Raw genomic sequence first — 22,839 nt, forward strand, 5'->3', positions numbered from 1 at the left:
GTCACCTTTCTCCGCTTGCACGTGCAGCATCGTTTTGAACCTGGTGTAAAAGGTCGCGGCCGGAGATCTGGAGCTTTGTGTAGGACTGGTACAGGTGACCTTCGACGGTCCGCACGGACAGGTGCAACTGCTGGGCGATGTCCTTGTTGCTGGCTCCGGCGGCGACCCTTTCCACGATGTCCCGCTCCCGGCTGGACAGGACATCCAGCCGGGCAAGGGCCGCCTGGGAGGGGGACTGTCCACGCATTCTGCGTTCACTGTCCGCTGCGACATTCAGGGCGCGCCGTGCCGTGGTCCTGTTGGTGTTCCTGACGGCCACATCATGCGCCGCGAGGGCCGCTTCCCGGCAGAAGCGCTCGTGGCCGAATCCCCTCGCCAGCTCCCCTGCCGCAAGTATGAGTTCGGGGTTTTCCGCCATGATGCCGGTGGCCAGGAGTCTGCATGCCTCCGCGAAAAGGCCTTGGCACCGCCGTGCGGCAGCGAGCAGGCGTGGAGCGCCGGCCACGTCGCCCGCCTGCACCATTGCGCTGAGGAAGAACAACTCCATGGAAGTCCGTCCTTCCGCCTGTTCCTCATCGGCGAGTTCCAGCAGCTCCGCGGCCACTCCAGGGCCGGCCTGCACCGATTTGGCGAGCGCGGAGAAGTATCTGACGTGGCTCCTGTACATGTAACCAGTTGCGGCCGGCCGTGCCTTGAGTTCCTGGATACGGGAGTTTGACTCCTGGAGGTCGCCTTGGAGTGCGTGCATATAGGCCGCTGCCGCGAGAGCGACTCCGAGGGCGCCTTCCATCTGCAGCATGCGTAGTTGGACGATGGCGGGTTCGAGGGCTTCGAGCGCTTGGCGCGATCTGCCGGCGTAGGCATGTACAAGGCCTGGGCCGAGTTCGCCCAGTCCGTGCAGCCATAAACTGGATATTGACGAGGGAGCAGGAGGGGCGGTAAGGAGATTCGCGCATTTGTTCCACATGCCGGCGGTGAGGTACACCATCAAGAGGTGCATGGATGACTCAGCCTGCAGGGGCTCCGCATGGTCTGAGAAGGCTATTCTTTCTGCCACTTCTTCCGCCACGCGGACGGCATCTTCCTGCCGGCCAATCATGGCCAGCGCTTCGGACAGCAGCCCTCCGGCCCGGAGCCGGAGTTCCTCACCCCTGCCTTGGCCGTGGACATAGAGCGTGGTGAGGTCGGGAATGGACTGGGCGTAGTGGCCTTCGTAGCTGGCCACTTCCGCTTCTGCCAAGGCCAGTTCGTTTTGGAGGGTGCGCATGGCCGCCGGGGACTCGGGCGGAGCGGCGCTTAGACGCTCGCTGAAGTCGCGCAGGTATCGATGTCCCTGCGCAGGTGCATCCTTATGGATGCAGATCAGCGACGCACGCCCAAGGAGGAACTCTGCTACAGCTGCGAGCGGCAGCCGGTCCAGGTGGTTTTCACTGAAATCTTCCAGTACCTGCTCCGCCTCCTCCTGCTGACTGAGCTGGAGCAGTGCGCATGCCTCGGCCAGTACGGCTGTCTGGCTGAGGTGTCGGCCGGGGTGGTGGGCCAGGAACCGGAGTGCAGCGCGTGCGTCGCCGCTGCGATTCGCGTCCTGGGCGGCTTTGAGTGCCAGGTCCGGGTCGAGCAGCGCGCCGGAGGAAAGGTGCCATGATGCGTATGCCCTGAGCGGCGCCGCAGCATCGGATGAGAGGTCCAAAGAACCCTCCAGGAGACGCCGAAGCTGCATGCTCCGCCCGGCCGGAACCTCGTTGCGAATGATGCCGGCCACGGCCGGGTTCTTCACGTGGATAGTTCCGCCGCGCGGCGACCCGCAGACAAGTCCGCTGTCCATGAGGGAGCTGATATCTTTGGGCCCGGCAACGGCGCGCAGGTTTTCCGCAGTGAGTCCGCCGGATAGTGCCAGCAGTTCGAGCACCGTGCGTTGTTCCTCGGCCAACCGGCTTAGTCGCGCTCCAATTACATCGGACAGTGGTTTGCCGGGGACGATCGACGCCGAGGCTAGAACGTAAGCACCGGATTCCTCCAGCAGGGAGCCCCCTGCCAGCTGCTCCACCAGCAGTGTTTTGAGTATGAGTGGATTGCCCGCGCTGTGGTCCCAGAGTGCCCTCGCGGCCAGGCGGGACACCCGGGCATTCAAGGCGGACATCATCCACGCTTCTGTCTGGGCCAACGTGAATGGCTGAAGCTCATGCAGGTCCAGCAGGCCGTCTTTCCAGAGCCCGGTCAAATCATCAGACAGTGCTCCGATGCCGGTACAGGCCACCACGGCCCTGGCCTGGCCGCTGCGGACCAGGAGCCCGACAATCAAAGCGGCCAGTCGGTCGAGCAGGTGGGCGTTATCAACCAGCAACACCACGGGCCGGCCTTTGGACCGGACCTGCAGCAGCTCGGAAAGCTGTGTGTAGACCAGCACCGGGTGGGTCGGCTCGGCGCCTTCCACCGCGTCAAGCAGGAACCGCAGGGCACCGTAATCGGTTCTGGCGCCTATGCTGCTGCCGCGTATCGGCACCCCATACATTTCCCGTTCCAGTTCCCGGCCCAGGCGTTCGAGCAGTACCGTCTTGCCGGAACCTGGCTCCCCAACAAGCAGCGCCCCGCCTGCCTTGGGGCCCACGGCCTCCAGTATCTGGGCCGTTGTCCGGTCCCGACCCACCAACGGAACGTGCTCAAAATCCGGGGCCGGCCGACTGCCGTGCTGCATGGTTGCGCGTATGCCCCACAGTTGATCGACATGCTGGTCCCTTTGCGTACTGGCATCGTCGCCGGCCGTCATCAGCAATGGGTACCCCCTTTGACGGTGCGCTTCAGGAACCGCACCCAACCCGGTGTGAGGTGCCATAGCGGACCACTTATGTTCCCGCATCGGCCATTTTCCTAAACCGATGGCGAAAGTTGTATCCCGGAGTCTATGGACCAGCCAAAATCGGTGTCTATGTGGAAAACCACATTCTGACCCCATGATTTCTTTTCTATAACGCGGCTGGGGGGACGGGGTAACAACAATCCGCAACGGGGCCGCCAGGGTGGTGCCGGACACGCCCCAGAAGCCGTACCCGTGGTAAGCGCAGGGGGCTGCGGGATGAAGCACCGGCGTACGACGACGCTGCTGCCGCCGCCTCACGTGGGGAGGTGCGGGCGCTGCTTCTGGGGGGGGGGGGGGGAGGAGGAGGGAGGGACGGGCTTTCTGGGCGGGCCGGGACATCGCGGCGGGGGTCGCCGGAGAACGATGACGCCGCCACCCACTCGGGCGGCCTGGCGGAAGTTCTGCTGGCCGCTAACGCGTTATGTGTGGGGAGACGGGCGTTCCAAGTAACGTGCGAGCCGAAGTACACGGGTTCCTCCCGCGAGCGGGCCTGTTCAAGATTCCTTGAAGGATTCTTGATAAAAAATTGCAGCGCGTTTGCAGAAAACTTTATTTGTGTTCGCGAGAGTGGGCGAAGCCGGGCAACACCGGCCACAGAGCGCTGCCGGTCTCAAAAGGCAGCCGCAGCTGGAAACCTATTCTGGGGGCACAATTGTCTGAAGTTTCGAACGCTGAAGTCGATGTAGAAGAAGAGGGCGGATTTAGTCGCCGTCGCGTTGTGGCGGGCGTGGCCTGGTCCCTGCCGGTTATCGCCACTGCCATCGCGGCTCCTGCTGCTGCGGCATCTCCACCGCCCATCAGTGCAACCGCAACTTGGTCTTACGGTGCTGCCCCGCAGTACTCCAAGATCGGAGGCGGGGGCAAATTATATGGCGGTGCAGCACCCGCCTCTCTTAGCCTGAAAAATACGGGAACCTCGGCATTTACAGGTACTGTCAGCGTCACGGTAACCTTGACCCCCAAGGGCACAGTACTTGTAGGAATCGGCGCGGAGTCTCTGGCGCCTGCTTCATCTTCTGGCTCCGTTACATATTCCCAGCACCAATCAACAAAGTCTTTTTCGTATAGTTTGAAGAACTTTGGTGTGGGTCAGACACAAGTCTTCTCCATCACGTATAACTACGAATCGGTCAATCCCAAGCCAACTGGTGTTTCCTATTCTTTTGCCATGGCCACAACGGTGGTTCTTACAGCAGACATCGGTGGTTCTCTTTCCCTGGCTCCCACCGTAAGTCCCGACCCCTATATCCAGTTCTAAATATGGTCTGGAAACGGGGCGGCCTGGTCGCAGAAGTTTGCACCAAACCACGGTCGCGTGTTGCTCTGCTGCACCTCGACGCAACCCAGCCCGTGGTCCTGGAGGGAACTGCTGCGATCATCTGGGACCTGATCGACGGGCAGCGAAGCGAGCAGGACATCTTCGCCGAGCTTGAGGCCATCTTCGAGGATCAGTCAGGTCAGATGCAGGCCCAGATTGAGGGCTTCCTGGCCAGCCTCGAAGGGCAGCGCCTGATTGAGGCCCACCACGGCGCTGGGCTCTAACGGCATGACAGCAACAGGCATTGAACGCGCGGATTGGCAGCAGCGCCTGCTTGAGGAACTGGCAAGAGGCAGTGACCTGCTGTCCCTGGACGTCCTGGGGCAGCAGTTTATGGTCCGCTGGGGCCGTGCAGTCAGCTGGCAACAGCGCATTAGCATGAACTCAGCTTGGGCTCGCTGCATCAGCACCGGTGAGCCTCAGTTGCCGCCGGTGCCACCGGAGCCGACGCCCGGGGCGCGATTCACTGCCTCTGTCACCGGCACATCCACCAACCACCCGGCTGGCACCTTCCGGTTGGAAGCCGGCTCCTTCGAAGAGTTGGCGGAGAACCTGACGTCCCGTCTAACGGTTGCCGCCATTCTGGCCAATGCCGGTGAACTGACCATGCTCCACGCCTGCGGCGTGGCGAATCCTGGTACAGGGGCGGTGGTGGCGCTGGTGGCCAGGTCTGGAACCGGAAAGACCACCGCAGCATCCGTGCTCGCCAGAAGCTATGGCTACGTCACGGACGAGACCGTGGCCATTGCCTGGGATGGCTCTGTAGTTCCCTACCCCAAACCGTTGTCTGTGAAGCAGGGCGCGGGCGCCCCCAAGCGCCAGGTTGGGCCGGACGAGTTCGGACTTCAGCTGGCCCCGGCTATGCCTTTCATCCAGTCCATCGTGCTCCTGAATCGGATTCAGGGGCACCCTGCAACCGCTCCCGTGCTGGAAAAGGTACCGCTGGCCGATGCCGTGCTCGCGCTGATCCCGGACTCGTCCTCGCAGGCAGAGGTCGTGGATCCGCTGCAGTCGCTTTGCCGCCTCATCGAAAGTGTTGGGGGAGTGTGGCAGATGACTTATTCGGAGGCCGCCGATCTTCCTGCGGCCCTCGAGCCCCTGTTCGGGCTGCAGCCGGTATCAGGGACAGCATGGGAACCGGCCGCAAGAGAAGCTTTCGAACCAGGGCACCTCTCAGCCGGAAGGGTCCAGCGCAGGGCCCTAAGGGACGCGGTGGCCATCGGAGATGACCTGCTGGTCATGTTGGACAACGAAGTTGTGCGACTGAGTGGCATTGGCCCAGCGATCTGGGAAGCCTGCGCCGGCCCGGCAAATTTGGAACAGATCACGAAACACGTCGTTGAGATGCACGGCCAACCCGAAGGTTACCGGACCGCCGTCACGGAAGCGGTGGAACAGCTCCTCGCAAAGTCGATTTTGGTCCGCGGCCGCACCGGAACGGCCCGCACCCCGCACGCAAGAACTTAAGTCAAAGGAACCACTATGACAGCAACAGCAGCTTCTGCGGAAGCACCTCCGGGCCTGGATCTGGCTGACTACCTGAATGTCTTTCGGGTGTACTGGAAGGCAATTGTCGCCTTCACCCTGCTTGCCACCCTGGCAGCCGCCGCATGGACTGTTCTCCAGCCCAAGATTTACTCCTCGGATTCCAGCGGGATTGTTGTCACGCCGGGGTCGGACAACGTGAGCCTGGCGCTGGCCGGTGACAGCCTGGCTAAGGCCAAGGTCAAGAACTACGAGTCGGTGGCCAAATCGCGGCTCGTCGCGGACCGGGTCATCCAAGCCCTGGACCTGAAGACGACTGCCGATGCCCTGCTGGGCACCATCAGCGTCAAAGTGCCGCTGGACACGGCCGAGATCAGGGTCACCGCACAATCCAAAGATCCTGCCACTGCCCAGCGCGTGGCCGATGCCTGGGTCAACGGCCTCGCCGCCCAGGTGGAGGCGATCGAGACGGCGCCCTCCGCAGATCTCGCGTCAGGTGCTGGAACAACGCCCGAGGCCGGGGCCTCAGGGAGCACAGCCACGGCTGTCCGTGTCCTGCCACTCGGCAAGGCCGTCCTGCCCACCAGCCCCACGTCGCCTAACACCAAGCTCAACCTGGCCCTCGGCGCTCTTGTCGGGCTGGCCTTGGGTGTGGCTTACGCGTTGGTCCGGCGGCACTTGGACCGGCGGATCCGGAAGGCTGCGGACATTGAGCGAAGGTTCGGCGTTCCCGTCATTGGCATCTTGCCGGTGGACCACCGCTTGGATGGGAAGAGCACCATTGTGGATGCGGGAACCGCAGCACAACTTCATGATGCTGGTGGTGCCATGGCTGAAGCCCTCCGCGAGCTGCGCACCAACCTCAGCTTCCTTGACGTGGATCAGCCGCCGCGGATCATCGTGGTCACCAGCTCACTGCAGGCAGAGGGAAAATCCACTGTCACGGCCAATCTGGCAGTCACTATGGCGGCAGCGGGTGAAAACGTGGTGGTGGTCGACGGCGACCTTCGGCGGCCCACGCTGGTGGACGTCTTCAACCTTGTCCCCGGGGTAGGGGTCACCGACGTGCTTACGGGCACCGCCGAGCTCGCTGATGTCCTCCAACCCTGGGGCGCGCTGCCTAACCTTTCAGTCCTGGGATCTGGGCGCATCCCACCAAACCCCAGCGAGCTGCTCGGATCCCGGGCTATGAAGAATATGCTCGATGCCTTGGCCAAGGATGCAGTGGTCCTGATCGACGCGCCGCCGCTTCTTCCCGTGACGGATGCTGCCGTCCTTTCCCGGGCAGCAGACGGTGCCATTCTCGTGATTCGCGCCGGCAGGACCACCCAGGAACAGCTGGACCAGTCCTTGGGCAACCTTGAAAAGGTCAAGGGGCGGGTCTTGGGAGCTGTTCTCAACTACGTTCCCACTAAAGGCACGGACGCTTACTCCTATTACGGGACTTATACCTCGGCGCCCGCACCGTCGCCTGAGGAACCGGAAGCGGTCGACGATTTTTCCGCTGCGGATACCCGCGGCACATTGGAAACCGCCCTCGGCGGCCGTAGGGCCAGGATCTAGGCGCGCCATGACTTCCACCGGCCACGAAGCTCAGCTCAGGATCCCGGAGGGCGTGCTCCTGGGCCATGCCCTCGTGGGGCGGCTGGCGGACAGCTTGGGCATTCGAGTCTTCTTTATCAAGGGACCAGCCAGTGTGATTCAAGGGCTGCGCAAAGCCAAAATATCTGCCGATGTGGACGTTTTCGTGGACCCCACCAGGATAGAGGACTTGCTGCAGGGGCTCTATGAACGCGGATGGCGGCAACGCCCTGTCGACCCGGATGATAGGACGTTCCCAAAGCACTCGGTCACGGTCCACCATTCAGCGTGGCCCTGTTGTATCGATGTCCATTTTCGCTTCCCTGGGATGGAAGGAGCCGCCCATGAGTGTTTCACGGCGTTGTGGGCAAACACTGTCCACGTGGAGCTCGCAGGGCAACGGCTTAGGGTCCCTTCGAAGGCTCTTGGCATCTTGTTTCTGGCGTTGCACGCACTACGGTCGCGCGACCTGCCGGCCTGCCGGGAGGAGCTTGAGTACTTAGCCGTGCTCACGTGGCGGGAATCATTGGCGGAGGCGCTCCTGGAGCTCGCTTCAGCCACGGGCGCCTTGGCGGCCGTCAGGCCCTTCCTCGAGGGTCTTCTGCCCGAAGCCACTACCGCGGTATGGCCTGAGCCCTCGCGAGAGTGGCACAACCGTGTTGCCGCGCAGGCGCCTGGGAGCGCCCGGCTCATTGCCATCGCGCAGGCATCTTGGAGGGACAAATCCCGTATGCTTTGGGCTGCGATCTTTCCACCGCGGGAAGTGCTACTCAGCGCAAATATCTACGCCGACATGTCTCTTCCGGGACGACTTGACCAGCATGGTGCCCGGTGGTGGAGGTTTCTACGTGCAGCTCCGCGCATGGTGCGAAACCTTCGTGGCCTCCGATGACTTCGCTTCCAATTCCCGATTAGACCAACAAATTTGTTAAGGTTCACCTATGACTACGGGGAAAGCTATAACCAAAGCCGTCATTCCTGCTGCCGGATTGGGAACACGCTTCCTGCCCGCCACCAAGGCAATGCCGAAGGAAATGTTGCCGGTGGTTGACCGCCCGGCCATCCAGTACGTGGTGGAGGAAGCGATCAACGCTGGCCTCTCTGACCTGTTGATGATTACGGGCCGCAACAAGCGTGCTCTGGAAGACCACTTCGACCGGGAACCCGGCCTCGAAGCCGCCCTGGAGGCCAAGGGCGACAAGGACAAGCTGGGACTGGTGGAGTACGCCTCCAATCTGGGCCCCATCCACTACGTCCGCCAGGGCGAGGCCAAGGGCCTGGGCCACGCTGTGCTCTGCGCCAAGCAGCACGTGGGTGACGAGCCCTTCGCCGTGCTTCTGGGTGACGACCTCATCGACGAGGCCGAGGACCTGCTGAGCACCATGATGGAGGTGCAGCAGAAGACCGGCGGTTCGGTCATCGCTCTGATCGAGGTTGATCCCTCCCGGATCAGCGCTTACGGCTGCGCAGACATCTCAGTCGTTGAAGGCGAGGACTACGTCCGTGTCAACAGCCTGGTGGAGAAGCCTGCTGTTGCTGACGCGCCGTCCAACCTGGCCGTTATTGGGCGCTACGTGCTTCACCACAACGTGTTCAACGTCCTGGAGAACACGGAGCCGGGCCGCGGCAACGAGATCCAGCTGACCGATGCGCTGCAGACTCTTGCCGCTGGCGAGGGCGAAGGCTCCGGTGTGTACGGTGTGGTCTTCAAGGGCCGCCGATATGACACCGGTGACAAGCTGAGCTACCTCAAGGCCGTCATCACCCTCGCGTCCGAGCGCGTGGAATTCGGCGAGGACCTGAAGACCTGGATGAAGGGCTTCATCGGGTAATTCCGAGGCTTTACTTTTCCTGGGAGGTCCGTTGCCGGAAGGCGGCGGCCCTCCCTTCTTGCATCGACAGGGCGGCCACCAAGGCGCCGATGACAGCCCCTGAAGTATTTGTCATGACGTCTGACGGGCTTGCAAAACGATCGTGAAGAAACAGGAACTGTCCCAGTTCTATGCAGCCGGAGATGAGCATGCCGAACGCGCCGATTTGCCACCATTTTTTAAGTGGAAAGGCCAATGCGGCTACAAATCCGACGGGAATGAATAGGGCGATATTTGCTCCGGCCTCTACAATGGTGTAGTTGATCCAGCGGGGAACGCCGTGGTGGTGCAGGAATCCCAGCGTGGCCGCGAGTTGTCCTGAGATGGGCTTGTCCACGGGTGACGGCCAGAACGCGACAAGGGCCAACGGCACCGCCATGGCCATGAGAGTAGTCTGCCACAGCCTTTGGTTACGTAGGTGCTTCAACAAGGCCTCAGGGCGTCCGCAGGGGGGCGAACACCGCAGTTCTCAGGGAGCAGGCCGCGAGGAGTACGAGAAGGGCGCAGCCCACCACCTGTGGACGGGGGAGTGGGACGGACAAGTCGTACTCCCGTGCTGTTCTGCGCCAATGTCTTCCCATAGTTCAAATAATTACCACACGAAGCAAAAGGTGGGTGCATCCCCGCTTTCGGAGATGCACCCACCTTCGTTGGCGTTATGAACCCTTCTACTTAGGCGGGAAGCTCAGCCTTGGCGCGGCGGCGAACCACTACAACGGAGGTTGCGCCGGCGGCCAGCGCGCCAGCGCCAACCAAAGTCCAAAGGACCAAGCCCGAGTCGGTGCCCGTGTTGGCAAGGTTTGAGCCAGCCTTAGCCACAGCTGAGTTGTCGTTGGCAACCAAGGCGGCGGGGGTGACCTTCACGACGACGGGGCCAACGGTGACACCGGAGGTTTCACCCGTGGCTGTGATGGAGTAGGTCCCAGGTTCGTTGATGGCGATCGGCAGGGAGAAAGCACCCTGTGAATCAGCTGTGGTCGTGAGAGTCTGTGCCTCGGCCACAACGTTGATTCGGGCTGCAACGGCGCGGCTGCCGGCGATGTTGGCGCCGTTCGACGCCGGAGCCTGCCCTGGCGTCACGCGGATGATCAGTCGTTCACCGGCGAGGAAGCCCTGGCCGCGGAAGACGAAGGATTCGCCCGGGCCGACGGTGCCGTCAGAGACAGCGGCCTGCGGCGGAAGTGCCGGGTAGGTTGCGGCCATGGCCGGAGCGGAACCAATGAGTGCGATGGAGCCAGCAAGTGCGAGCGCGGCGATTGATTTCTTCATGTGTGTCCCCCCGGAGACGTTTAAGTTTTGATTACCCGATTTTGGGGAGATGTCCCCTCCGCACGAGACCAAGTGCGGAACCACGGATAGATATCCCAAGTAGAAGGTACCATCCCGGAACGGGTGTAACCAACCTCAATCCAATCGGTTTACATAGTGTTAACGCAATGGTCACTGGCCCTCGCCGCAGGAAGTGGTCTCCGTTGGCAAGATGACTTCCTTTACCTGCTGAATGGTGGGTGTGACAACTAAGTTAGGTTCGGCGTGCTGAACGATTTTGCCAAAAGCGAACTCCACGGTTTTGGTCTCACCAGGAGCGAGTTGCTGGGCGACGATTCCAACTGGTCTGTTGGCATGTAAATAGGGGGCAAAAGGAGCCTTTTTGCCGTTGAGCATGGCGGATTCCACGTTTGCTTGCGCCGGGCCGTAGGCAACGATGTTAGTTTGCACCGTGCCTGGGGTAACACCATAAATGCCTTCACCGGTGACATATGCGGGCAACGACGTAGCAGCGTCCGGCGACGCAGTGTTAGTGCTCGTTACGCGAACCCTAGTCTTTTCGTAGCCATCAATGGGGCATTCTTTGATGAGTTGAACACTGCGCTTTACGTAGTAGTCCATCTTGGCGCCCGTACCGTCGTTGAAGTAGACGCCAAACTGGGCAGGGGAAACGCTCGGCCCGGATACAGCGCCACTCAATGCGTACTTGGAGATTACGGCCTGTTCGGAGTTGTCCGCAGACCAAATCAGCACTCGCCCTTCTTCTGTGCCTCGCGTAATACCTGCGATCAGGCCCTTCGCTTCTCCTTTACCGCTGGAAAGGGCAGAAAAGATTTCTTTAGCCACGCCGGCAAAATATTCGTCTTGCGACTTTGGTTGCTTGATTTTCGCGTATACGTCAGAGAGCAGTGTCGGCACAACATTGTCCCCGGTCAAATCGGTCGGCAAGCCAGCTGCCTTCACGGCAGCAAGTTCGGGACCATTAATTACAACTGGGCCTGTGGACTGCAATATGTAACTGAGGACGATCGGGTCGATGGATATCACGCCATCCAGGCGTTGACCAGTTTTCTTCTCCCACATGGCCCGTGCGGTACCGGCAGCGGTGGGGAAGTCAGGTGTTAGGTTCACGTCCTGCATGTACTTGCCCAATCGCGACGTGTAGATCTGTTGCTGCTCCGGTTCAACAGGAAGATTTGGAACGAAGGCCCCCAAGTCTGCAGCACTTGTCTGAGCGCCAAGCGAAAGCTTGCCTTTATCGAGAGTCAACACAGCGACGGCGCCGGGTATGCCGCCAGACGCCCGCGCTTCCGCGTTGTTCTGTATGATGAGCAAGTAGTTCTTGGTGCTGTTGCCCCCAAGCATCGCGGGTGCAAGCGTGGCGGCATCCGCGGCGGAATTAAGGGTACTAACTGCTTGCTTCAGCTCTGCGTTTGCCTCCCGTAGGGGCGCCGCAATTTGGGGCATGAGTTGTAATTGATCGATTGAATCGAGTCTTTCAGACGATGCTCGAACGGCGTATGAGGCTGACGATACACTCGGAGCGGCGGCTTTTAGTGGGGCAACGTTGCTGCCCGAACTGCTTGGTAACAGGCTGTCCCAGTGCAGGGATTCGTAGACGCTTACAAGAGGGGCTAGACCCAGGTTCACAACGTCGTCGGCAGATCTTGCAATCTCAGTGACGGCACTCGCGTTCGGGCCGAGGAGTGGTATTCCTGACGATAACGTCCATATCGGATCATCGGCGGCCTCCCGAGCGCTGGAGGTGTGCTGACGAAGCCTAGCCACGGTACTGGCGGCGGCCACTTCATCTGAAGCGAGGATCTCTTGCTTGAGCTGCGGGATGAGTGCCGTGGCGGCTCTCAGCTCGGTCTCCACCGTATTGGCTCTGATCGCGAGCCAAGCTGCTCCTGTTGCCAGCGCCGCGGCCAGGACGATCATTGGGATCGCCAACCTCAGAACTCGCTTGAGCCTACCCCTTGACATGTTCCCTTGATCTGTTCGCTCTTCAGACATTGTTCTTTTTTCGCGATTCTCGGTGTCCATTGTTAGGGACGACCGAGTCCACGGTACTTCCACCCCGCGGTGCGCCACTTGGTGGAATTTAGGACGTTTCTGCCATCCAAAATCCTGGGAGTTGATACAAGGGCTGCTGTCACGTAGGGATCCAGGTCTCGGTAATCCTGCCACTCGGTTAACAGCAGAACCGCGTCGGCTCGCTGCAATGCACTGTCAGTCGAATTTACGTAGTTCAGGTCTGGGAAACGACGGGCGGCATTGGCGAGTGCTTCAGGATCTGTAACCGTTACAACAGCGCCTTGTAATTGCAGCTGAGCAGCGATGCTCAATGCGGGCGAATCGCGGACGTCATCGCTTTCCGGCTTAAAGGCAGCACCGAGAACGGTGATGCGCTGTCCCAGCAGAGAACCACCGCAAAGTTCGCGCGTTAGTTCTACCACCCGTACCCTACGACGCATGTTGATTGAGTCAACCTCGCGTAGGAACGCCAATGCTTGGTCGGCGCCGAGCTCGCCGGCTCGCGCCATGAACGCCCGGATGTCTTTCGGAAGGCATCCACCCCCGAATCCGATACCAGCGTTGAGAAACTGGCGACCGATCCTACTATCCATGCCTATGGCGTCTGCCAGCAGGGTAACGTCAGCCCCGGCAGCGTCGCAGAGTTCAGCCATGGCGTTGATGAACGAGATCTTCGTTGCAAGAAAAGAGTTTGCAGCTGTCTTCACTAATTCCGCGGTCGGTAGATCCATGACAAGTCGCGGTGTACCAGTTTCTAAAGGTGCAGCATAGACTTGGTCCAATAGATGAACTGCAGGATGATCCTCGGCGCCGCTCAGGACGCCATACACAAGTCTGTCAGGCTGAAGGGTGTCCGACACGGCGTGCCCTTCACGGAGGAACTCTGGATTCCACAGCAATTCTGCCGAAGGTTCAGCACTCTGAACAACCTCATGTAACCTCGCTGCCGTGCCAACTGGAACGGTCGACTTACCGACGACGATGTCGTCGGCTGACAAATACGGCAGCAGTGTCCTGGTCGCCGCATCAACATAAGACATGTCGGCGCCGTTCTCACCCTTCTTCTGGGGAGTACCCACGCATATGAAGTGCACGGAGCTCCCTTTCGCGGCGGACATGTCAGTCGTGAAAGTGAGGCGCCCTGTAGTCTGTACCTTCTTCAGTAGGGCTTCTAATCCTGGTTCAAAGAACGGTGCCCGGGCTGCAGCCAGTTCGGCAACCTTGTTTTCGTCCACGTCGATGCCCACTACCTCATGGCCAAGCTCTGCCATACAGGTTGCATGAACGGCTCCCAGGTAGCCACAGCCAATAACCGAGATTCGCATTAATAGTGTCCTTTCCCCGGCGGTTACTAGCCGCGGAGACCTAATAGGCTCCAGCACCTCGGAATACAGCGCGGAAGGTCTTCATGAGGATAAGTAGGTCGCCGGCCAACGACCAGTTCTCCACGTAGTACAGGTCAAGCCGAACGGAGTCCTGCCACGAGAGGTTGGAACGGCCGCTGATTTGCCAGAGTCCAGTGAGACCTGGCTTAACAAGGAGCCTGCGGCGAACGTCTTGCTCGTATTCCTCGACCTCTGAGGGGAGAGGAGGGCGGGGACCTACAAGACTCATCGATCCCGCGCAGACATTGAAAAGTTGGGGCAATTCATCAAGACTAAACTTTCTCAAAACGCGCCCGACCGAGGTCACTCGCGGGTCATTTTTCATCTTGAAAAGTACACCGTTTCCCTCATTTCGGTCCTTGAGGAGGATCAGCCTTTCTTCGGCGTTTGTGACCATGGAGCGGAACTTAAGCATTTGAAATGGCTTTCCCTCCATGCCCACACGACTCTGCCTGAACAGCACGGGACCCTGATCCTGGATCTTGATTAGAAGGGCGACGGTAGCCATAATCGGCAGTAGGGCGACGATGAGGACCGATGAAACGCTGATGTCGAAAAGACGCTTTGCCACTCGCTGACCGCCCTCCAACGTAGGTGTGGTCACGTGAATAAGCGGGAGCCCAGCCACCTGTTGAGTATGGATGCGCGGGCCTGCGATGTCCGTCAGCGCCGGCGCCATAATGAGTCCTACGTTGCGTGCCGCAAGTTCCCAGCCCAAGTGGCGTAAGACCTGTGGGTGCAACTGCACACCTGCTGAAACTGCAACGGCGTCAGCGCTGCATGCTTCGATTGCTGCCACAATTGACGCTGCGTCAGGTAGGTTTCCTACGACAGGTAATCCAGACTCCGGTTCAAGCGAGGGAACCCCAGGAACGTTGGGCGTGTATACGGCAACAGGCTGGTAACCGGCATGCTTGGCGGATCGGAGAGACCGAGCAAGGTGGGCAACAGCGCTGGGACCGCCAAGCAACATAAGTCGTGACATACTCTGGCCCAGTTGTCGGTCCACGTTCAGGTGTTGCCTAATGAGCCAACGCGCCAGGAGTAGGCCGCAAAGCCCTGCCGGCAAAGCCACTCCCACATAGCCGCGGGCCGTGTCGAGTTTGAGAACGTAAGACACGATTGCGACCAGACCGAACAGCCACAGCGATGCGGCCGCAACACGTTTATATTCGTCCGGACCCGCGCCTAAAATCCGGCTTTGTCTGCTGTTCCACGCCCCTAGCATCACCCACCAAGCGAAAGCAAGAATAGGCGAAAGCCATGCGTAAATAGCTTCTTGCCCCGAGACGACGAGATCCGATCCCCATCCAAAACGGACGACGTAAGCACCAGCAACGGCCCATGCAATCACGAACGCATCGATTATACGCAATTGCCGGCCACAGCTTGCCCGCCAGTCGCGCACATCTTTCACCAAAGTCCCCCACCTTTTGAGCTTTTGAAATAGGCAGCCTTTACTCCTAGCTGCGGATATTGTCGATGTTCGCCCGATACCAGGCGACAGTCGAGCGTATTCCCTCTTCGAGGTCTATGGACGCTTTCCACCCAGCTTCTGACAGTTTCGAGACGTCAAGGAGCTTTCTAGGCGTACCATCAGGCTTGGATTCGTCCCACTCAATCCTTCCCGCGTAACCAACAGCGTTCGCGACGATCGATGCTAGTTCTTTGATCGACACGTCCGATCCCGTTCCAACGTTGACCTGAGAAGGGCCGTCGTAGTTCTCCAGCAGATGAAGGCATGCATCCGCCATGTCGTCCACGTGCAGGAATTCTCGCAACGGCGATCCCGTTCCCCAATTTGTTACTGAAGTAGCGCCGGACTTGGCCGCCTCATCATAGCGCCGGATGAGCGCGGGCAGAACGTGAGATCCCTCAGCGGAGAAATTGTCTCCCGGTCCGTAAAGGTTGGTTGGCATAGCAGATATCCAGGGCAACCCGTACTGGCGGCGCACAGCCTGAACCTGCGTAATCCCTGCGATTTTAGCGATCGCGTACGCATCATTGGTCGGTTCCAAGTGACCCGTCAGGAGAGAATCCTCACGAATCGGTTGATCTGCAAACTTGGGGTAGATGCACGAGGAGCCAAGGAACAGGAGCCGCTCGACGCCATGTTCACGCGCAGCATCCATAACGTTCGTCTGTATCCGCAAGTTGTCGCTCAGAAAATCAACTGGGTAGGAGCTGTTGGCTAGAATGCCACCGACTTTAGCCGCAGCCAGCACTACATAGCGGGGCTTGCTGTCGGCAAAAAATGCGTAAACCGCTTCACGATTCTTGAGATCAAGCTCGGTCGACGACCGACCTACCAGGTTGACAAACCCCTCACTCCTGAGCTTTCGCCAGATCGCGGATCCCACGAGGCCGCGGTGTCCCGCCACATAAAAGGTTGATTCCCTATCCAATTTGTCGGCAATGGACTCGACATGGTCTGACACTAGTTCTTCCAGCTTTCAAGGTTCACGGTGTCAATCCAATGGTTGCCGGCGTGCTTGAGAGCCTCGATGTCGGCATCGACCATGATGCGTGCCAACTCAGGCGTGTGGACTGACGCCTTCCAACCAAGTTTTTCCTGCGCCTTTGATGCATCACCGACTAGTGCATCTACCTCTGTAGGCCTAAGGTATCGCTCATCGAAGCGCACGTGATCTTCCCAATTCAGGCCTGCATGCTCGAAGGAAATTTGAAGGAAGTCCCGTACTGTGTAATTCCCCCCGGTCGCGAGCACAAAGTCGTCAGGTTCGTCCGCCTGAAGCATCCGCCACATTCCCTCGACATATTCGGCGGCGTACCCCCAGTCGCGGACCGCGTCCAAGTTACCCATATAGAGCAAGTCTTGCTTACCCGCCTTTATGGCCGCGACGGCGCGCGTGATCTTGCGCGTCACAAAAGTTTCGCCTCGTCGGGGCGACTCGTGGTTGAACAGAATCCCGTTGACCGCGAACATGCCGTACGCCTCACGGTAATTTTTGGTGATCCAGTAGCTGTAGACCTTCGCCGCGCCATACGGCGACCTAGGGTAAAAGGGCGTTTCTTCGTTTTGCGGAGGAGGAGTCGCACCGAACATTTCGCTTGAAGACGCCTGGTAGAAGCGAGTTTTGATCCCGGACATACGGACAGCTTCCAGGAGCCTGATAGTACCGACACCCGTTGTGTCGGCGGTGTGCTCTGGCTCATCGAACGATACGCGAACATGCGACTGAGCGGCCAGGTTGTAGACCTCGTCGGGATTGATCTCCGCAAGTAATGTCACAAGCCGAGCTCCGTCACTCAGATCTCCATAGTGAAGGAACAGCTTGGCTTTGGGATCGTGAGGATCAACGTAAAGGTGGTCAACTCTTGTGGTGTTGAAAGTTGAGGCGCGCCTGATAAGGCCATGCACCTCGTAACCCTTGGAAAGTAGTAGTTCTGCCAGATAAGAGCCGTCCTGGCCTGTTATTCCCGTAATTAGTGCGCGCTTGGTCAAGGTACCCCCAGAAAATTGATCTTAAGTGCAAGAGTCGCCCGTCCTACCGGCGGCGCGACCACGCGAGACTCGTTATGAAGTCATCATACTTGGCGATCGCCGTTGACTCTGCCAATGTTTCGTGGCGAAAGCGCAGAGCGTTGGTCGCGAGTTTGGCTGCGATGCTAGGGTCACGGGCAATTGATTCTGCCATCTCGACCAAAGCGACTGGATTTGCAGCGTCCACTCGAACGCCGCCCCCGGATAGCTCTACCTCAGAAGCTGTGACGCTACCAGGGTCAGTCGCTGCAATGACAGGGACGCCGGCATTGAAATAGGAGGTCAGCTTGCTGGGTACAGCCATGTCTCTAACTCCGGGTAACTCGTTAACTAGGAGGACATCTGCTGCTGCGAGCGCCAGTTGAAAATCCCTATCCGGTAGTGGATCAATGAACTGAATCTTTTCGATCCCCGCAGCCAGCGATTCCAAGCGGTGGCGCTGGTTCCCGTCACCCATCAGAACAAAGCGGACGCGACTTGCTTTGGAACCGGCGAAAGCCGCGGCGTTCACAACATTTTCGAGCCCCTGCTTTTTCCCGATATTTCCGGCATGAAGGACGATGACGTCGTCGGCGTGCCAACCAAGCCGATGTCGCATCTCACTTGTACCGGAGCTAGAAGAGGGCGGCAGGTGGGTCCAATTGCGAATAACGCGGATGCGTTCAGGAGGGACTCCGAGAGACCTGACCATATGACGCTTGAATCGCTCATGAATGGCCGACACCCCGTCAGCGGAGCGAATAACCTTGGATTCGAACGACGACGCGAGGCCCGCCAATCTGCTTCCGCTGTCGCCGCCCGTTTCCACGATTCCCCGGCTGTACAAGTCTTGGATCCAGATGCCGACCGCCGCGCGACGAGGTCCTAGACGCGCTCGTACAATGCCCAGAGCGCTGGAAAAAAGTGCCGGACTGATGACAAGGACTACGTCGGGCCGGTTCCATCGTGCCAACAGGAGGCGCAAACCAAAGCTAAGCTCCATATGCAGGCGTGATAGGGCACTGGGATTTCTTGGAATGTAGTGCCTTAGACGCTGAACAGAAACTCCGTTGATGATCTCTTCTCGTTTCCATCCCGAGTAGTCATCCCGGAGTTTCCACTCTGGATAGTGGGGATAGCCGGTTACAACATGAACTGAATGTCCTGCTTCGACCAAGCCCTCTGCCAAACTAGTGGTGTAGGGGGCGTTGCCGGTGGGCTCAGGAGCATAGTTGAGTCCTAGTATCGTTATTCTTAAGCGTGCTGCATCCATGCCCCAAGAGTAGTTGAGCCTCGGGGAAGCTTGCGCCTCGTCCTTTGGAGATGTAAATGAATCCACCTGAGTCAGCAGAAAACGCAACGAGCCAGATCCCTGTCATTGATCTTCAATCGGCTCCCGGGGCAGGAGAAGCCTGGGACAGGCCTCGATGGATCGTATACGCGTGGGCGGTAGCTGAAATCCTCTTCGTATCGAATCCATGGCAAGTCTCGTCTCGACTGCGCGTCGCTGTGCTGAGAGCCTTCGGAGCCGAAATTGCAGCTGATGTCATATTCCGACCCCGTACCCGGGTGAAGTTTCCGTGGAAACTTCACGTTGGTCATTCGTCTTGGATCGGCGAAGGGGTGTGGTTCCACAATCAGGATCACATCTATATCGGAAACGACGTCGTCATTTCACAGGAAACGTTTCTCACCACCGGAAGCCATGCCTACCGTCGGGACATGGCCCTCATCACCAGACCCATAATCATTGAACCGGGGGCATGGATCACCAGTCGATGCGTAGTACTAGGCGGGGCCAGCATAGGACGATCGGCTGTTGTTTCGCCTCAATCAGTTGTGCAGGGTCGCGTAGAAGCGAACAGCGTCGTGAAATCTTCAAGCCTGGTGAATGTTAGTCGCCGCTTTGACACTCACGGTGCCTAATTCAAGGTGCTTGTCCGAGTCCCGTACAGTTCCCTGAATGCACGTTCCTGTTGCGAGTGCGAGAGTTCAGATTCTCTAAATGCGGCTGCCCCTTCGCTGGCAGCAGCATATTCTTTAGGTCTTGAAAGTAAGAAATGAACGGCATTTGCGATAGCCGACGAGTCATTGTCCGGCACTACGATTCCTGCCTTATAGCGGCGTACCTTCTCAGCCAAGGCGGCAGATTCTGGAACTACGACCGGTTTCTCGCAGGCGATCGCAATAGCCAATACGTTCCCCCATGGTTCCCGCTCGGAGGGCAGAACGAAGACGTCACAGGCCGCAACTCTGGCTGTTACGCCAGAAGAAGTCAACGTTCCTTCATAAGAGAGGTTTTCGGCCCGTTCAATTGCGCGCGTGACAACACTCAAGTCCCCCTCGTCCGGACCAACCACAGCGTATTTCTCTTCCCAGCCCTTGGCACGGGCGACAGCCGCAGCGTCCACAAATAGGTCCACACGCTTACGTGGATGAAGACGTGCGATGAAAAGGACGTCACCTTTAGGTAGGGTCCTTGTCAGCGGAATCTTCAGGTCTAGGGGAAGGGGATTCCCTAATATCTTTATCTTCTGCCTTTCGTCCCCGAACCATGTGACTAAATCGGTTGCCTCGACAGAAGTTAGCGCAACTGTTACATGCGCGCGTCGAAGTAGCGGTCGCAAAAAGAAGTCCACAGCCTTGTGCCCCATACTCGTACGTGACGTCATCATGCCGTGAGTCTGAACGACTAGACGTTTCCGCAAAATAAGGGTGAACACCACCGCAGAGATGGGAATCAACTCACGAGCAACAGAGACGTGCGTGACTTCCGACTTCCATACCTCGATTGCTAGGGCTTTGAGCGCGCGAAGCGAGTGTAGACCCATGAAGCCAGGCAGTGGCAAGACCCGTCTTACCGGATGAAAGGCGATACGGACAGCCGCGTCGTTCGTATCTGGAATCGGCTCATCGCCCTCGAGGAACCCAGAAAAGAGAACACAATCAAATCCGATCCCCGAGGCTAGTACCGTCTGCCTGAGCGATGTATCGTAAGGGCCGCCATACTTGCCTGTGGCGCTTGCTAGCGTCACGACATTTAAAACTCGTCCAGAAATCACCGGCGAATTCCACTTTCTACTTAGGTTCTGCTCCCGGATCCACGGACCTAGCGCGTAAAAGCGCGCAACATACCGCCCGATAGGGGGTGGGGGTACGAGAGGGCAAATTTTTTCGGCGTCTTGCTGCCGTGTTCAACTTACCAAGCAGTACTGAATACTATGACTAGGATAGCAGCGCGCCAGCCTGCTTCCCAGGTACGCACCGCTCGGCTTGCCGGGCCGGCCTCGACGTGAGTGGCTGCACTCCCCAAACAAGGATCTAAATGGAACGCATTAGTGTCATCGCTACAGTTTACAATCGCGTAGAAACTAGTCTCCGATGCTTTCGCTCGCTGCAGGAACAAAAGGGGTTTTCCGCCGAATTTTCGCTCGACTACTTTGTCGTAGACGACCTCAGTAAGGATGGAACACCCGCCGCTCTTTCGTCGGAATTTCCAGAAAATATGCATTTGATATCCGGATCAGGCGACTTGTTCTGGTCCGGCGGAATGGCGTTGGCTCACACAGAGGCCTCCAGGGAGGCTCCGGATTGGATTCTCTGGGTAAATGACGACGTAGAATTGTGTTGCGACGCTGTCACCAGACTGCTTGCTACAGCACGGGAATCTGGTGACGACTGCATAGTTGTTGGAGCTATGCGGTCCGCTGTGGACTCCGCGACAACGTACAGTGGAATGTTGAAAACGAGGCCTTGGCCTGGCGGCCTTCAGATGATTTCCCCTGAGGAAAAACCGTGCGTGGTCGACGCATTCCACGGCAACTTAGTCCTGATTCCTCGAAAAATCTATGAGGTTTTGGGTGGGGTTGACGGTCGCTTTGCGCACGCCTATGGGGACATCGACTATGGTCTCCGTGCGAAAGCGAGAGGTTTTACCTCGGTACTAGCTGCTGGTTATTTTGGAACATGTGAAACTAATCCCGTTAGTTCCACCTGGGTGGATAACAGCCTGCCTTTCTTGCAACGAGTTGGACTACTTTTTGGCCGAAAGGGATATCCATTCCGGAGCCACGTCCTGTACAACAGAAAGCACGGTGGTAGAGGGTGGCCCCTTTACGTTGGTGCTTCGTACGCAAAGGCTCTGAGTAAGATACTGATCTCTCACGTGCGTCAGGTTAGCCCTACAAAGCAGAGTGCTGAATAGACATGACCCATCCCATGCGTGCACTCCATGCAACCAATGTGTACCACTATGACCATGTTCTCATGGCGATGCAGTCGACGTTTGAATCGGTAGGACTGGTAAGACGATTTGAAGTCACTGAAAACGAACTCAGTCGCTTCGCGAAAATAGGTGTGCCACAGCATTTACTTGACGTACTGAGCAGAAGGGCCAGGGAGCCCTCCGAGGGCCAGCATGTAGTCCATTCTTTAGGTTCCGCGCAATTGGTACTGCCTTCTCTGACACGCTTGGGTATGCGGGTTCACCCTGCAGCTATACGACATGTGACAGCTGCTTACGCGCGGAAGGCCTCGATTGCAGCCATGAACTACGATTTCCTTCATTTTTCTGAAGGGCTGGGCTACAAGGCGCTCCAAAAAAAGGAATTTAGTTTTTCTATTTGCGAGCGACGCAACTTCCATCACGCGGTTTACGAACAAGAGATTGAAGTTCTAGAAAATTATCCCATAAATGGGAGGCCCGACCCCATCGGTGACATTCTCAACTTTGAATATGAGCGGTCAAATTTCATCCTAGTATATTCGGAGGCGGCAAAGTCTTCATTTGTAGAACGTGGCTACGATCCAGATAAAGTGCGTGTCACTCCCATCGGAATTGGGCCTCAGTTACCGCGAAAGGCAATGAGGCGAAACGCAACGTCGTTGCTCTATGTCGGGCGATCCGACGCATTCAAGGGCCTGGATGTAGCCGTGGCAGCCGTCAAGTTACTAGGACATCCCTTCCGCCTCACGGTTGCAGGAGTGATGTCACCCGAGGTTAAGAGCTGGCTCTCAGCTCAGAAGGCTGTGGATTATGTTGGAGTCCTGAGCAAGCGTGAGCTTCGGGATGCATATTCTTCTCATGGTGCAATCATCCTCCCATCCATTGAATCTTTTGGCCTGGCGCCAGCAGAGGCGGTTTACCATGGGCTGCCCCTTGTATGTAGCGATCAGACGGGAATCGCGGAGTATCTGCCAGAAAGCCACAAACGGATAGTTTTCGGGCGCGACCCCCAAGCCTGGGCCTCGGCAGTACTGGAAGTGTGCGGGCGTCCGGGTAGTATCGATCCCGCGGCGAGCGCAGCCATTGATTCTGCCTTTGCTGCTCTCTCATGGAGGTCTGCTGCCGAAAAGCTGAGGTTGCTTTACGATTCTGCAATCTACTAGGGGTGGTGGTTCGTCGTATCTCTTCCACGACAAGGCTCACGCTCAAAGGCAGTGGGACTTCTTTGTTGCTCGCTCGAAGCGATGTGTAGACTGAACTGCCAAAGGGCCGACATTCTCCTTCCCGCGGCCTGAGAGTATGGGTGCATCGGCGCCGAAAGCGTGAG

18 protein-coding genes are annotated in these 22,839 nt (G+C 58.5%); 8 read left to right on the top strand and 10 right to left on the bottom strand.

The genetic code is table 11. The features are described from left to right. Position 1 precedes the first annotated feature (1 nt). On the bottom strand, positions 2-3,196 hold the full coding sequence (locus AB0280_RS07130; protein ID WP_366366608.1) for a LuxR C-terminal-related transcriptional regulator: 3,195 nt from the start codon (positions 3,194-3,196) through the stop codon (positions 2-4). 313 nt (positions 3,197-3,509) lie between these two features. On the opposite strand from AB0280_RS07130, the gene AB0280_RS07135 reads away from it, so the two are divergent. Genes AB0280_RS07135 through galU form a run of 6 tightly spaced genes read left to right on the top strand, consistent with a single transcriptional unit; the run spans position 3,510 to position 9,073 of the window. Continuing rightward, a complete protein-coding gene (locus tag AB0280_RS07135) occupies positions 3,510-4,115 on the top strand; it encodes a hypothetical protein (protein WP_366366610.1) in 606 nt (201 codons plus the stop codon). 2 nt (positions 4,116-4,117) lie between these two features. Further along, positions 4,118-4,399: a PqqD family protein gene (locus AB0280_RS07140; protein WP_366366611.1), complete on the top strand. Its 282-nt coding sequence runs from the start codon at positions 4,118-4,120 to the stop codon at positions 4,397-4,399. A 4-nt stretch (positions 4,400-4,403) separates the two neighbouring features. Beyond that, entirely contained in the window at positions 4,404-5,642 is a 1,239-nt protein-coding gene (locus tag AB0280_RS07145; protein ID WP_366366612.1) for a PqqD family protein, read from the top strand. A 15-nt stretch (positions 5,643-5,657) separates the two neighbouring features. Beyond that, entirely contained in the window at positions 5,658-7,223 is a 1,566-nt protein-coding gene (locus tag AB0280_RS07150; protein ID WP_366366613.1) for a polysaccharide biosynthesis tyrosine autokinase, read from the top strand. A gap of 7 nt (positions 7,224-7,230) precedes the next feature. Beyond that, on the top strand, positions 7,231-8,133 hold the full coding sequence (locus tag AB0280_RS07155) for a nucleotidyltransferase family protein (RefSeq protein WP_366366615.1): 903 nt from the start codon (positions 7,231-7,233) through the stop codon (positions 8,131-8,133). 49 nt (positions 8,134-8,182) lie between these two features. Beyond that, positions 8,183-9,073 carry a UTP--glucose-1-phosphate uridylyltransferase GalU gene (gene galU, locus AB0280_RS07160; protein WP_366366616.1) on the top strand — a complete coding sequence of 297 codons (891 nt, stop codon included), beginning with the start codon at positions 8,183-8,185 and terminating at the stop codon, positions 9,071-9,073. A 10-nt stretch (positions 9,074-9,083) separates the two neighbouring features. On the opposite strand, the gene AB0280_RS07165 is transcribed toward galU, so the two are convergent. The 9 genes from AB0280_RS07165 to AB0280_RS07205 form a co-directional block, all read right to left on the bottom strand. Further along, positions 9,084-9,497 (bottom strand): VanZ family protein, encoded by a 414-nt coding sequence (locus AB0280_RS07165; RefSeq protein ID WP_366366618.1) that lies wholly within the window; start codon positions 9,495-9,497, stop codon positions 9,084-9,086. Positions 9,498-9,784: 287 nt separating this feature from the next. Next, positions 9,785-10,381, bottom strand: coding sequence for an LPXTG cell wall anchor domain-containing protein (locus AB0280_RS07170; protein ID WP_366366620.1), 597 nt, complete (start codon positions 10,379-10,381; stop codon positions 9,785-9,787). Between the two features lie 171 nt (positions 10,382-10,552). Beyond that, the gene (locus tag AB0280_RS07175; protein ID WP_366366622.1) at positions 10,553-12,322 is read right to left on the bottom strand and encodes a DUF4012 domain-containing protein; all 1,770 of its coding nucleotides are present in this window, start codon (positions 12,320-12,322) and stop codon (positions 10,553-10,555) included. Positions 12,323-12,429: 107 nt separating this feature from the next. Then, the gene (locus AB0280_RS07180; RefSeq protein WP_366366624.1) at positions 12,430-13,743 is read right to left on the bottom strand and encodes a UDP-glucose dehydrogenase family protein; all 1,314 of its coding nucleotides are present in this window, start codon (positions 13,741-13,743) and stop codon (positions 12,430-12,432) included. Positions 13,744-13,783: 40 nt separating this feature from the next. Continuing rightward, positions 13,784-15,220 carry a sugar transferase gene (locus AB0280_RS07185; protein ID WP_366366626.1) on the bottom strand — a complete coding sequence of 479 codons (1,437 nt, stop codon included), beginning with the start codon at positions 15,218-15,220 and terminating at the stop codon, positions 13,784-13,786. 46 nt (positions 15,221-15,266) lie between these two features. Continuing rightward, positions 15,267-16,241: a GDP-L-fucose synthase family protein gene (locus AB0280_RS07190; protein ID WP_366366628.1), complete on the bottom strand. Its 975-nt coding sequence runs from the start codon at positions 16,239-16,241 to the stop codon at positions 15,267-15,269. Beyond that, positions 16,241-17,269 (bottom strand): GDP-mannose 4,6-dehydratase, encoded by a 1,029-nt coding sequence (gmd, locus tag AB0280_RS07195; protein WP_366366630.1) that lies wholly within the window; start codon positions 17,267-17,269, stop codon positions 16,241-16,243. The genes AB0280_RS07190 and gmd overlap by 1 nt, the downstream gene beginning before the upstream one ends. Positions 17,270-17,312: 43 nt before the next feature. Continuing rightward, positions 17,313-18,560: a glycosyltransferase gene (locus tag AB0280_RS07200; protein ID WP_366366632.1), complete on the bottom strand. Its 1,248-nt coding sequence runs from the start codon at positions 18,558-18,560 to the stop codon at positions 17,313-17,315. 649 nt (positions 18,561-19,209) lie between these two features. Beyond that, a complete protein-coding gene (locus AB0280_RS07205) occupies positions 19,210-20,349 on the bottom strand; it encodes a glycosyltransferase family 4 protein (protein WP_366366634.1) in 1,140 nt (379 codons plus the stop codon). A gap of 263 nt (positions 20,350-20,612) precedes the next feature. Between AB0280_RS07205 and AB0280_RS07210 the strand changes: the two genes are divergently transcribed. Both AB0280_RS07210 and AB0280_RS07215 read left to right on the top strand, forming a co-directional pair. Next, positions 20,613-21,491: a glycosyltransferase family 2 protein gene (locus AB0280_RS07210; protein ID WP_366366636.1), complete on the top strand. Its 879-nt coding sequence runs from the start codon at positions 20,613-20,615 to the stop codon at positions 21,489-21,491. A gap of 341 nt (positions 21,492-21,832) precedes the next feature. Beyond that, positions 21,833-22,675, top strand: a complete 843-nt coding sequence (locus tag AB0280_RS07215; protein WP_366366638.1) for a glycosyltransferase family 4 protein — start codon at positions 21,833-21,835, stop codon at positions 22,673-22,675. Positions 22,676-22,839 lie beyond the last annotated feature (164 nt).

The organism is Pseudarthrobacter sp. 902506025 (assembly GCF_040702325.1).
Classification (GTDB): domain Bacteria; phylum Actinomycetota; class Actinomycetes; order Actinomycetales; family Micrococcaceae; genus Arthrobacter.